We start from the raw sequence: 12,675 nt of genomic DNA, 5'->3' as shown, positions 1-12,675 counted from the left end.
ATTGTCGCAGACTGGAGCAGGCAGGATTGTGATTAACATCACAATATCGGAGTCGAAAACGGATAAAAAGTTATAAATTTGTGACAAAAATCACGAAGTCCCGAACTTAAAAGGGACAGGCCCGCCATCCCTGGTGAGCCTGCCCCTTGTATACTATACCACGTGCCTCTCCCGGCGCGCGTCGTTCCTCATCACTGCTGCACGACCCTCGTCGTTATTGCTCGTACGATGCGGCATGCAGATCATTGCATTAGCTTGTACATTTTATTGAACCGGACCCACCTCAGTCTCGATCAGCTTAAACTCTATCACATCCGCAATCCCGCGGTTCGTGATGCGGATTTCCGGAATGACCGGGAGCGCGATGAGGGAGAAGGTCATGAACGGCGCGTTGATGAAGCAGCCAAGCTCCTTCCACGCATCCTCCAGCGCCGCCACCTCCTCGGCCACGACTTCCACCGGGCGGTCAGCCAGAAGGCCGGCAATCGGCATTGCCACCTTCGCCAGCACCTTCCCGTCCCGGACGACGATCATGCCGCCGCCGCAAGCCGCCAGCTCGTTGGCGGCAAATGCCATATCGTCCACATTCGTGCCCATCACCAGCAGGTTGTGGCTGTCATGGGCCACGGTCGAAGCGACCGCACCCGACTTCAGACCGAAGCCGCTCGCGAACCCTAGCGAGATTTGCCCGGTTCCGCGGTGACGCTCGATGCAAGCAAGCTGCACGACGTCCTGCTCCAGGTCCGGCCGGATGATACCGTCCTCCACCGGGAGAACCGCCGTCATTTTAGCTGTACGGGCACTGTTCTCAATGACGCGCACGACATTGACTTCCGTTCGCGCAGCCGAACCCGATTTGCTGCGGAGCAGGAAATCTTCCGGGGTGAGGGCCCGGGCTAGACGCACCGATTGATAAGCCTTCTCCGGATATTGGTAGGACGGAAACTCCACCACGAGGCGGCCGTTCTCCGCAACGACCTCGCCATCGGCAATGACGACCGATGGAACCATGCGCTTCAAATCGTCAATGAGCAGGATGTCCGCCGATTTCCCCGGCGAGACGCTGCCAAGGTCCAGCTCCATTCCGAAATAGCGCGCAACGTTGATCGTGCCCATTTGAATCGCGGTTACGGGGTCAACCCCTTCTTCCATCGCCCGCCGCACGATATGGTTCATATGGCCGAGCCGCACCAGCGTCTGCGGGTATACATCGTCGGTAATGAGCGACATGTTGTCCGTGCGCACCTTATCCTCGGTCACCACTTTGATGACCTCCTTGATGTCCTGCCATGCCGAACCCTCGCGGATCATCAGATGCATCCCGAGCCTAACCTTCTCCAGCGCCTGTTCCCGTGTCACCGTCTCGTGGTCGGAGCTAACCCCTGTAGCCAAATAAGCCTGAAGCATTCGGTCATCCTCAGCCGGAAAATGTCCGGTTACCGTCTTGCCCGCACGCAGCGTTGCTTCAATCTCTCCGAGCATCGTCGGATCGCCGTTCACGACGCCTGGGAAGTTCATTACTTCACCGAGGCCTGCCGTGCCGGGCCAGGTCAGCCCCTCTTCGATATCGGATACGCCAAGCTGGGCGCCGCCATCCTCCAGATCGAATGTTGCGGGGACGCAGGAAGGAATGGTCGTGAATACCTTCAGCGGCAGCTGCTGACCTTCCTCATGCATCCAGCGCACGCCTTCCATGCCGAACACGTTGGCAATCTCGTGCGGATCCATATAGATACCGGTCGTTCCGCTTACGATGGCCGCCTTGGCAAATTCGGTCACCGTCAGCATCGTGGATTCGACGTGCATATGGCCATCAAGCAGTCCCGGCGTAATATACCGCCCTTTGCCATCAATCACTTTCGTGCCCTCGCCGATGGTATGATCCGCATTGCCGATATAGGCAATGCGCCCGGCTGCAACCGCCACGTCCATATTCGCTTGAAGCTCGCCCGTAAATACGTTGACCAGCGTGCCGTTCTTGATCACCAGCTCGGCTGGCGACTGCCCCAAAGCAACCTGTCCCAGCTGCCGGCTGACCTCGTATCGTTTATGTCTTTTGCTTGAACTCATGATGATTGCACGCTCCCCTTTTTTATGATGAAACGGTATTTAAATCAAAATCGATCCGCTGATAACACGCCAAACAACCCGGACAGCGTCTCTCGCCCGGGTTGCCTGTACTATATCCATAGAGGAAGAGAACTCCCGTGCGCCAGCAAACTTGCTATCTAGTCTGTACATCAACCTACCCGTTAAAACGTGCCGGGTTCCTTTTGGGGTTGATTGGACTGCCCTGCTTCTATGCGTTGCCGGAGCTATCGCTTGGGGGATGGAATTCTCAACCTTTATGTAGTCAAGTTATTTACGGTAACCTGGTAGAAACGCCAGGGCCCTATTCCCCGGCATATACATCAAAGATTAGATTTTGAACAATCATTACCTTCCATTCGACTTTTCGTTTTATTATATTGTATGAATTATAATCCTCCTGCCCGAGAAGTCAAGCCAATAGAAGGAACTGCACTTCGACGGCACTGCCCGATCACACCAGCTTCTGTCCCATTCTCTGCACACGCTCAAGCCATCGCTTTCTTGCAGTCTCGGGCATTGTGCGAAGCTGCGTGATGTTCGTTGAGCGGACAGTGCCTACCCCGCAGAACTTCAAAATGGAGCGCTTCATCATCTGATGCCCCGGTTGTCCAAGATAGAAGCGATAGTAGACATACGGCGAATCCATCGTGACGATCAAACGAGCCGTTTTTCCTCTAAGAAGCTGCTCCGGCAAAGGCGAGTTCCGACGGTACTTAAACGCGAATCCCGGCAAAAAAACCCTGTCGATGAACCCTTTGAGCAGGGCCGGCATGCCGCCCCACCAATTCGGGTACACAAATACCAGATGATCCGCCCAGGCAATCAGCTTCTGCGCCTCTTGCAGATCAGGCTCCAGCAATTGATTTCCCTTATAGCCGCCGGACAGGTTCAGATCAAAATCCAAATGCGCAAGCACCAACACCTGCACCTCCGCCCCCGATTGGGTTGCCCCCTGTGCATAGAGCGTGGCCAGCTGACTGCAATAGCTATTTTCAATGGGATTGCCTTGAATGATTAAAACCTTCTTCATACACATCTTCCTTTCACGGAAAGGGTTTTAGTTAGCAAATACTAACCATAGGACAAAAAAAGAAAAGATCACACCTGACCTCTTCCCCAACCTGTTAATGCCAATACATGTGCCGTCACTTCAGGTGCCAACGGCGCCAGCGGTTCTTCAAGCTCCCCTTGCATCGTTGAGTTCGCAAGCTGGCTGAATGCACCGATGATCAGCACAGCGGCTAATCGCGTATTCTGCGGCGGAATTTCCCGTTGCTGCACCGCCTGATCAAGCAGCTCATGCAGCGCATCCAGCGGCTGACGTCCCCTGCTCTTGACAACCTCCGTAAACAGCTCATGATGCTGGGACAATAACAGCAAGCCGTATTTATCCTCGTCATATGACTCCAGTACACGGGTTACAAGATCCGATATCCGATCTGCGAATGATCCCGGCCGGGAAACGTAGTCATCCACCAAACGCGTATAACTGCCGCAATATTCACCAAACGCCTCTGCGGCAACGGCATCCTTGTTCGTAAAATGCTTATAGATCGCGGCATCCGTCACGCCTGCCGCCGCTCCGATCTCCTTCACCGATACGCCATCCACGCCCTTCTCGGCAAAAAGCTTCATGGCAGCTTGCAGAATTTCCTTCTTCTTACTATCGAAATGAGGTTTTCTTTTCATGTCTCATATGATAAGTGAACGCTAACCAAATTGCAATAGCATGTGCAAAAAAAGCTCCCCATAACCCGAGGGAGCCTCTCTGTTCATTTTTAGATTTCGCCTAAGCATAAAGTATTTTGAGGCCAATTCAATCCCGTGGCCTTGTTACGGAGTCCTCTCAACTCAAGCTAAGCACCTGCTTCGATCGGAGACGCCTTTGACTTTTTGGCGTACAGCATCATCAGCGGAATGCTGACGGCAAACGCCCCCGCAACAAGCAGGAACGGAATGCGCGGATCGATGCCATAAGCCCAGCCTCCGATCACGCCGGAAGGCGTAATCACGATCAGGATAAGCACCTGGAGCAGCGCGAATATTTTAGCCCGGTTATCGTCATCAATGGCATTCGCAACCGCCGTTTCAAGATACGGATAGGTCATCATCGTTCCAACCGCCGCGATGATCGTGCTTACGCTGAGCACGACAAGGTCGCCCTCCGGGGCGATGACGAGAACGACGTTCGCAAACACCGAAATGATGAATCCCCAGACCATCGTCCGGTTCACTTTGGACTCACTGATCCGCGGCATGATCCATCTCATGAACATCAGCATGATGATGGAGGAGAATGCCGGAAAGACGGAAATCAATCCGCTGCCGAGATGCAAATATTCCACCATAAAAATAGAGACATAGGTCGTCTTCACGGTCATCTGAAAGTTAAACAGAATATAAACGCCGAAGATGATCAGCAGGAGCGGGCTTTTCAGCATGCCCTTCATGACGGATATATAGTCGACCATGCCTTCGCGCAGGCTCATGGACTTTGTCTCCTTCATCTTGCGGTAGCCGATCTCCGTCTCCCGGGTCGCATAATGCCTGCCGATGAATTGAATCGTCATCAGGATACAGGCCAGCACGAACATGATCCGCACTCCAGGCACCAACGAGAAGTGATACACCAGCAATCCCCCGAGTGGGGCGAACAAGCCCCCTACTACGCTGATCAGCTGCAGCAGCGTAAACACATACGTCCGCTCCTTAGGGGCCGTGTCTTCAACAAGCAGGCAATAAAACGCCGTATGGGGCACTTTTTGAAAACCGTTGATTACAGCCGCGATGACAAAGAACCAGAAGTTTTGCGAGACGGCCCATAGCAGCGTAGCGATGCTCCAGCTGAGCACGTCGAAATAGAGCAGCGCACGCTTGCGGCCCATCCGGTCCGTAAGATAGCCGCTAAGAAACGAGGAAAGCACTTGGACGAGCAGGCCGATCGAGGTGATCCAGCCGATTCCCGTCTCGGTTACGCCAAGCTGGTACATAAAGATGGAGCTGTACGTCGCAAACATGCTGTAGGGAATCAGGAACAGCGGTTCATAGACGAGACAGCCCCTGGCATTACCGGTTAATTGCCGAAAAGAAGTTGAGCCCATGGATGTCCTCCGGTCGATAGATAGTAAGCAAATGAAATCATTTCCAGGCTATTATAGCGCACCAAGGATCGCAGCGGGTGGATTTTTTTGCAGCTATCCGGCCGAGATCGGCAATCCCGCATTCAGGCGTGCAACCCTAGTTATAGAGCCGATTCCTGCCGGCATCCGCTCTCACTTTCCCCTCGAATCCTTGCCGGTATCGGGCTCATCCCCGTCTCCCTGCCCAGCCTCAGGCAGCAGTACGGTAATGGTCGTGCCCCGACCCAGCTCGGACCAGATGCCTACCTTGCCTGCATGAGCCTCCACGATGGCCTTCGCAATGCTCATCCCGAGACCCGAGCCGTCCACGCTCTCCTCCGTGTTCGTTCCGCGGTAATACCGCTCGAACAGGTTAGCCTTCGTCTCCTCGTCCATGCCGTTGCCCTGATCCGCGACGATGATTGCGGCACCGCCAGGCCGGCTTTCGACCCGAACCTCGATCTTGACCCCTTCCGGATTATGCTTGACCGCATTGATAATCAGGTTATCCATGAGGCGCTGCAGCCACTTCGCATTACCGTTCACGAGCAGCGGCGTTTCCCCGCCGATATAGGTAAAGGTCGCTTCATTCAGCGTGGCATCGTTCACGTATTTCAGCACACAGCGGCGGACCAGCTCATTCAGATCGAGCGGGATAAGCTCCTGCGGGCGGATCGTGCTCTTGAGGCGGAACACGAGCGAGAAATCGTCGATCAGTTCCAGCATATAATCCCCTTTTTCCCGGATGACGGTGCCCATCTCCCGCAGCTCCTCCGCACTCCAATCATTCGGAGCGCTTTCCAGCATGTAACCGTAACCCTGAATGGAGGAGAGCGGAGTACGCAGATCATGCGATATCCCCGACATCCATTCCTCCCGGTTCCGTTCCAGACGTTCGCGTTCCCGTTCAGCCTCTGCCAGCTGCTCGGCCATCCGGTAAAAAGAATGGATCACTTCCTTGTACAGCTTATATCGCATGCGAAGCTTGCCGTTCTTGCGGAAGACCCGTTTGCGGTCTTTCGGCGTCAGCACTTCTTCATACGCTCCGCTGCCCATCCGCTCGAACCAGCCGGTAAAGAGCAGTAACGGGCGACTGTAACGATAGCCGTGCCAGATCGCAATGGCGAGCGAGAGAAGCAGCACGCTCATCATGGCCCACAGGGCGACGCGTATCAGCTCGTTCATCATCGGCCGTTTCCCCAGCGCTTCATCCTGCGGGGTATGGTAGATCCAGGTGTTGCCGCTGTTCTTGTCCCGAAATACGGCAATATGCGTCGAATAGGTACCCGGCTGCTCCTGCATGGCGATGATCTCCAACGGGTGGTACTCCGACTTATCTCCGGCGCCTTCCCCGAGCGACTGCACGATACGGCCTTCCCCGTCAATGATATGGAGGTAGCCGCCTGCGCCGCCAAGCTTCCCTTGCAGCTCCCTTTCGAATTCAGGGTCGACAAGCCCGTCCTTCTCATAAGCGGCCACCCAGTCCAGGAGCTGGTCCGATCCGGCATCGACCCGACCTGCCAGGAACAGCAGCGGTTCTTTATAGAACAGGTCCATCTGCCAGTCCATCGTATATTTGCCGAGCCTCCGTTCTTCCTTTATGGCGAGCAGGGTGCTGACGGAGTACTCGCTTGGAACATCCGAAGGGGTATTCGTGGCATGAATGACGTTCCCTTCCATATCGACGACCTGAAGCCACATGCCGCTCTCCTGCAGCAGCACCTTCCAATGCTCCTCCAGCTGAACGCTCCCCTTCTCCGCAACGGTTTCCCCGACGATGCTGTCCAGCACCCCTGCCGGGAAGTTCCGCTTGATCTCCTCGTTGCTGATATGACTAATAAGGAAAAACATCAGCACGATGATAAAACAGAACATGAATGCCGAGAATGCAATCAATTGATAGGTAAAATGAAAGGCAAGCCTTCTTCGCAGTCTCATCGGCCGCTCTCCTTGACGAGCTTATAGCCGAGTCCCCGAACCGTAAGCAGATACTGCGGGTTGCTCGGATCCTCCTCGATCCGCTCCCGGATGCGCCGGATATGCACCATCACGGTATTGTCCTCGCCCATGCCGTCAATGCCCCATACCGCTTCGTACAGCTGGGATTTGGAGAAGACGACGCCGGGATGCTTGCAGAAATACAGCAGCAGCTGGAACACCTGCGCCGGACACGGCACCGGTTCCCCAAGGACCGTCAGCTCGCCGGCAGCCTCATCCACTCTAAACCGGCCGAAATCCCAGGAGCTTCGAATAACGGCCGGACTGACTGCCGCATTCGTTCCGATGCCGCCGCGCCGCAGCCGCGCTTTGATCCGGGCCGCAATCTCCAGCGGATTAAACGGCTTGGTCACATAATCGTCCCCGCCCATGGCAAAGCCGGTGAGCACGTCAAGATCCGAAGCCTTGGCTGTAAGAAACAGGATGTGCGGACTTCCGTAGGCACGCAGCTGAGGACACAGATCAAAGCCCGTGCCGTCGGGCAGCATGACGTCCAGCAGCACGAAGTCCGCGCCATGTGCAGCGATTTCCCGAAGGGCCTCCTTGCAGCTGGCGGCCGTGTATATCCGGTTGAAGCCTTCTTTGCGCAGCACCATCTGGAGCATTTTCACGATCGAAGGCTCATCATCTACTATTAAAATTCGTGTATTGTCCATAATTCTCACCCGTACATTATGCTAGCACAGCAACCTTAACAGGAGTTAAACAAATGCCGGAGGCGTTAAGAAAAAGTTAGGTTGCCGTTTCCTTTATATTCAAGTGCAATGGCTATACTTATGGCTAAGAGGTGATGATGTGTGAGTACACATAAACGTTCAACGGTCGTCGACGCGATTCGCGGGTTAAGCCTGGCGGGCATTCTGATGGCCAATATGCTCATTTTTCAATACGGCATGTTCGGAAAGGATGAGCTGCATTTCTTCCAGCCCTCCGCGCTGGATACGATCAGCCACAATATCCTGAAGGTATTCGTGGAAGGCAGCTTCATGCCGATCTTTACCTTCCTGTTCGGCTACAGCATGGTGATGATGAGGGAGAGCCTTACAGCCAAAGGCCTGAAATACGGACGCAGCTTCTCCCGCCGCTCTGTGCTGCTGATCGGACTCGGTCTGCTGCACTCGACCTTTATTTGGGAAGGCGACATTCTATTGTTCTATGGGGGAATCGGCTTCTTTCTGCTCCTGTTCGTGAAACGCAAGGCGAAGACGCTGCTGATCTGGGGAATTATTCTGCTGGCCCTCATGACGGCCCTTGGATACGGCTCCATGGAACCGACTCCGGAAGACGCCTCCCGAATGGAAGCCTATGTGACCAAATCAATCGAGGTCTACGGCAGCGGCAGCTTTGGTGAAATCATGGATTTTCGGTCAAACGAGGAGATGCCGCTCAATCTGCCAGATTGGCTGATGCTCCTTGTGGTCCTGATCGCTCCGCTTATGAGCGCCCCGATGTTCCTGTTCGGCATGGCGGCGGCCAAACGGCGACGCTTCCTCCATCCGTCCATGGAAATCCGGCTGTATATCCGGTGGGCGCTGCTCATTCCCGTCGGCCTTGCGCTGAAGACCGCCGGCGTAATGCTGGGCACGACGCATGAATGGAACGGCATCTTCATGATGCTTGGCGGCCCGCTGCTGGCTCTAGGGTATATTTACTTGTTTGCTTCGTTATACGCCTTCTCATCAAGGCAATCGGTCGTGATCCGGGCATTCGAGGCGGTGGGCCGCATGTCGCTGACCAACTATTTGACGCAGAGCGTCGTCTGCGTGCTCATCTTCTACGGATTCGGACTCGGCTTGTTCGGCAAGCTCGGCGTGCTGCAAGGGGCGCTTTTGGCGATCGGCATCTATGCGGTGCTGGCAGCAGGCAGTCTGCTGTGGCTGAAGCGATTCCGCAGCGGTCCCGTGGAGAGACTGCTCCGGATGGGCACCTATTGGTCCTGGAGCGGCCGGCCCAAGACCAAGGCCGCTCCGGCTCCGGCCATCGATACGCCGGGCGAGGGGCCGGCGGCAACGTAAGCATCAGGGGTACAAGAGGCAGCCCGCTCGGCCCGCCTCACCTGCACCGGCTCCCCCAAGATGAAATCGGTCCGTCCGTTCCTGTATAATGGACATACGTTAGAGGAACAGGATGAATGAAAAGGAGGATGCGGCATGCTGGTTGTGACCAACTCGATTAAAGTGAAGCCCGGCCACGGCAAGGAGATCGCACAGCGATTCGCTGAGGCCAAAGGGGTTCAGGAAATTGAAGGATTCGTGCGGATGGAGGTATGGCATGAAGCCAAGGAAGGCGCCGAAGCCGAGGAACTGAAGGTATCTACCGTTTGGGAGGATGAGGAAGCATTCAAGCGCTGGACGTCCAGCGAATCGTTCCGCCAATCCCACGGTCAGGGCCGTAACGAGAATATATTAGGCGCTTCCCTGAATAAATACGAGCTGCTGATTAGCCATTCCAAGTAAGGCAGCGAAAAACGGAAGGCACGTAAAATTGGTTTAAAAGATAAAGGCCTCGGCGCACGTCTCCAAGAATGTGCGCCGGGCGACAGATTGTGCGAAACACAATTAGATCCAGCTGCAGGCATATCGGGGAAGCTCTCCCTTTGCCTGTCAGCTGGATTCTTATTTTTATAGGGACTGTTACCCCAGCCAGTTCCCGCCGCCATCAAAATCACCAAATACAATGACGTCCGAATGGTTATATTAAGCAGGACACGCTTGTTATCTCATATTTTGATGCAAAGGAGCCGAATCATTAATGGAAAGCACCCATGATTTCGTAGAAAAAATGAATGAGAATGCGGAGAAAGCCCGCCGCAACAAAAACAACGGCAAAGGGACGCCTAGCGACAAACTCCCGACGAAGCAGCACGGGACAAAAAAATGAAGCCGGCCTCGTCCGCGATCCCGTCAAGATCGCGGATGAACCGTCTCCACCGATACCGTCCCGCCTGCACACCGGTTTCTTACTATAAGCTCGCGGAAGCCTGCTTCAGCAGGGCAGAAAGCGCCTGCTCATCCACATCCTGTCCTTGGGCAATTTTCATCGTTTTCCGCTCCGGCGGTCCATCAAATGTATCCTCCGGCCATGCCAATCCCTCCGCGTTAAAAATCGTAAAGCTCACCGCGCTCTTGGCAACGCTGATCACGGCCGCGTATTTTCCGTTTTTCAAGAAATGCGGCTTTTTGTACTGCATCCGTTCCTGAACCTCCGGGATCGCGTTGTGGACAAGCTCCCTGAGATTCGTACTCAACTCGATCTTCCAGGCATCGCCTAATGCTTCGATGTAATCGGACACTTCTTGGTTTTGGTTCATTTTTTACAGCTCCCTCTATGTCACTGGATAATGGGCTCACGCTGCAGTAATGCTGCGAAGGCATGTATCCTAAGCACATGCGATCATGTCAAAACGCCAAACACGCTACCGACAAGCTTTATGCTCACTCACTAGGTATGACCGGTATCTTGGAGATCCACGTTCTTATGCCTAGCCCTGCTTCACCAGCTGCCACGTCATGCCGAACCGGTCCACGAGCTCGCCGTAATAGAAATTCCCCCATGGCTGAAGGGCAAACGGATATTTCTCCACGCCTCCGGCGCTCAGGTTACGGTAAGCGGTGCGTGCAGCCTCCTCGTCATCAAACGATAGCGACAGTCCCATATTAGCGCTCAGTTCCGCATCTTGAAAGGCATCCGACATGATTAACGTATTCCCTCCCGCCAGTGTCATCGATAGATGCATCACTTTATCCTTGCTCGATTCCGGCGTGCCCGGAGCGTCCCCGAAGGTAGACAACGCATGGATTTCTCCTCCGACCGCTTCGATATAGAACGCGGCTTGTGCTCTCGCGTCACCGGAAATAATAAATGGAATCAATTGTGCTTGCATATTCTTCATCCTCTTTTCATTTGTTTTTTAATAAGATGTTAGGCAAGTACGTAAAGTGTTCCTACGATCGCTGTTGCTCCCAAATTTCTTAATCTGATGAATTCATATTAGGGTAGAAATTCGGTCGCAAAGGCGACCACTAAGCTTATGCTTCCGATGTAGCTTTCATTTAGAAAGCTTTAGACTTCTTCGGAATCACTTTACTCCCTTGCTAATATCTCATTTTTTTGTTCATCTTATATAAGTGACGAACGGCCATCGCCCAAATCGACATCCACTCGAAATTTTTTCGAAAAATTTTTTGTATGGGAGAGAGCCCACCGTTATTCGCCGCTTGACGCGCATTCCGCGGCACGGCTAAGCAATAATTGCTTCTCCCGCTGGTTATCGGTCAGCGAAGCGGCTCGCTTGAATTCTTGGCATGCCTCATCCAGCCGACCCAGCTTGAACAGCAAATCTCCTCTGACGCTTGGCAGAAGATGGTATCCTTTCAGAGACGGCTCGGCTTGTAAAATGTCCACGATCTCAAGCCCGATCTCCGGCCCGAACGCCATGGAAAGCGCGACCGCCCGGTTCAATTCCACAATCGGGGAAGGGGAGACCTGAGCGAGCGCCTCATACAAGGCCGAAATCCGGATCCAGTCGGTATCCTCGGCCTTCGGCGCACCCGCATGGCAGGCGGAGATCGCGGCCTGGATCGCATACGGACCGGTCATGCCGCCCAGCTGCTCCACCCGCTCCAGCGCGGCAAAACCGCGCCGGATCAGCAGGTAGTCCCATAGTCCCCGGTTCTGATCCATGAGCAGAACCGGCTCGCCGCGTTGATCCACCCGGGCCTTGAAGCGGGAAGCCTGAAATTCCATTAACGCCACCAAGCCGTGGACCTCCGGCTCCGCGGGCGCAATCTCGGCCAGAATCCGTCCGATGCGAAGCGCCTCCTGGCACAGGAGCGGCCTTATCCACTGGCTGCCCGATGTCGCGGCATATCCTTCGTTGAACATTAGATAAATGACCTCAAGCACCGACGAAAGCCGCGGTTTAAGCTCCGGACCTTGCGGAATTTCGAACGCCACCCGGGTCGCGGACAGCGTCCGCTTGGCACGGACGATCCGCTGCGCGACGGTTGCCTCGGAAGTCAGGTAGGCATGGGCGATCTCGGCCGTCGTGAGCCCGCCAAGAAGGCGCAGGGTCAGGGCGACCCGCGCCTCCGGCGAGAGGACCGGGTGGCAGGTCATGAAGATCAGCCGCAGCAGATCATCCCCCACCTCGCCGGGTTCCGGCACATCCGGCTCGGAATCGGCCCACGGCTCCTGCTCCCGGCCAATCAGCTCATACTTCCGATCGCGCAGCTTGTTTCGACGAAGCATGTCCAGCGCTTTACGCTTGGCCACGGTCATCAGCCAGCCGCCCGGATTCTCCGGCATTCCCGTCTCCGGCCACCGTTCCAGTGCGGTCACGAGCGCGTCCTGCGCCAGGTCCTCCGCCAGTCCGATATCGCGCACCATTCGAGTCAAATGGGCAATAATCCGGGAGGACTCAATTCTCCAGATTGCGTCTATTGTACGATGTGTGTCCATGGATCCC

Annotated in this window: 12 protein-coding genes and 1 riboswitch; of the genes, 3 read left to right on the top strand and 9 right to left on the bottom strand. The window is 55.0% G+C overall.

Going from position 1 to position 12,675, the window contains the following annotated elements:
- Positions 1 to 264: 264 nt before the first annotated feature.
- The 6 genes from ade to MKX76_RS24500 form a co-directional block, all read right to left on the bottom strand.
- On the bottom strand, positions 265 to 2,070 hold the full coding sequence (gene ade / locus MKX76_RS24525; protein WP_341034754.1) for an adenine deaminase: 1,806 nt from the start codon (positions 2,068 to 2,070) through the stop codon (positions 265 to 267).
- A 260-nt stretch (positions 2,071 to 2,330) separates the two neighbouring features.
- Positions 2,331 to 2,432, bottom strand: a riboswitch (purine riboswitch).
- A 110-nt stretch (positions 2,433 to 2,542) separates the two neighbouring features.
- A complete protein-coding gene (locus MKX76_RS24520) occupies positions 2,543 to 3,121 on the bottom strand; it encodes an NAD(P)H-dependent oxidoreductase (RefSeq protein ID WP_341034753.1) in 579 nt (192 codons plus the stop codon).
- 68 nt (positions 3,122 to 3,189) lie between these two features.
- Positions 3,190 to 3,780 (bottom strand): TetR/AcrR family transcriptional regulator, encoded by a 591-nt coding sequence (locus tag MKX76_RS24515; protein ID WP_341034752.1) that lies wholly within the window; start codon positions 3,778 to 3,780, stop codon positions 3,190 to 3,192.
- 167 nt (positions 3,781 to 3,947) lie between these two features.
- Positions 3,948 to 5,192: an MFS transporter gene (locus MKX76_RS24510; RefSeq protein WP_341034751.1), complete on the bottom strand. Its 1,245-nt coding sequence runs from the start codon at positions 5,190 to 5,192 to the stop codon at positions 3,948 to 3,950.
- A 171-nt stretch (positions 5,193 to 5,363) separates the two neighbouring features.
- On the bottom strand, positions 5,364 to 7,148 hold the full coding sequence (locus MKX76_RS24505; RefSeq protein ID WP_007128892.1) for a sensor histidine kinase: 1,785 nt from the start codon (positions 7,146 to 7,148) through the stop codon (positions 5,364 to 5,366).
- Complete coding sequence (locus MKX76_RS24500) at positions 7,145 to 7,864, bottom strand: response regulator transcription factor (RefSeq protein WP_040738309.1); 720 nt, start codon at positions 7,862 to 7,864, stop codon at positions 7,145 to 7,147. The genes MKX76_RS24505 and MKX76_RS24500 overlap by 4 nt, the downstream gene beginning before the upstream one ends.
- A gap of 141 nt (positions 7,865 to 8,005) precedes the next feature.
- Between MKX76_RS24500 and MKX76_RS24495 the strand changes: the two genes are divergently transcribed.
- The 3 genes from MKX76_RS24495 (at position 8,006) to MKX76_RS24485 (ending at position 10,088) form a co-directional block, all read left to right on the top strand.
- Positions 8,006 to 9,223 carry a DUF418 domain-containing protein gene (locus tag MKX76_RS24495; protein WP_007128894.1) on the top strand — a complete coding sequence of 406 codons (1,218 nt, stop codon included), beginning with the start codon at positions 8,006 to 8,008 and terminating at the stop codon, positions 9,221 to 9,223.
- Between the two features lie 135 nt (positions 9,224 to 9,358).
- Complete coding sequence (locus MKX76_RS24490) at positions 9,359 to 9,664, top strand: antibiotic biosynthesis monooxygenase (protein ID WP_007128895.1); 306 nt, start codon at positions 9,359 to 9,361, stop codon at positions 9,662 to 9,664.
- A gap of 295 nt (positions 9,665 to 9,959) precedes the next feature.
- Positions 9,960 to 10,088, top strand: coding sequence for a DUF4023 family protein (locus MKX76_RS24485; RefSeq protein WP_007128896.1), 129 nt, complete (start codon positions 9,960 to 9,962; stop codon positions 10,086 to 10,088).
- Positions 10,089 to 10,170: 82 nt separating this feature from the next.
- Here MKX76_RS24485 and MKX76_RS24480 read toward each other — a convergent pair whose 3' ends face one another.
- The 3 genes from MKX76_RS24480 to MKX76_RS24470 form a co-directional block, all read right to left on the bottom strand.
- A complete protein-coding gene (locus MKX76_RS24480) occupies positions 10,171 to 10,518 on the bottom strand; it encodes a DUF1801 domain-containing protein (RefSeq protein WP_007128897.1) in 348 nt (115 codons plus the stop codon).
- 171 nt (positions 10,519 to 10,689) lie between these two features.
- Positions 10,690 to 11,091: a VOC family protein gene (locus MKX76_RS24475; protein ID WP_007128898.1), complete on the bottom strand. Its 402-nt coding sequence runs from the start codon at positions 11,089 to 11,091 to the stop codon at positions 10,690 to 10,692.
- A 323-nt stretch (positions 11,092 to 11,414) separates the two neighbouring features.
- The gene (locus MKX76_RS24470) at positions 11,415 to 12,668 is read right to left on the bottom strand and encodes an RNA polymerase sigma factor (RefSeq protein ID WP_007128899.1); all 1,254 of its coding nucleotides are present in this window, start codon (positions 12,666 to 12,668) and stop codon (positions 11,415 to 11,417) included.
- Between the last annotated feature and the right edge of the window lie 7 nt (positions 12,669 to 12,675).

The organism is Paenibacillus sp. FSL R5-0810, assembly GCF_038002285.1.
Lineage (GTDB): Bacteria > Bacillota > Bacilli > Paenibacillales > Paenibacillaceae > Paenibacillus_AQ > Paenibacillus_AQ lactis.
This window is presented reverse-complemented; position numbering and strand designations above follow the sequence as displayed.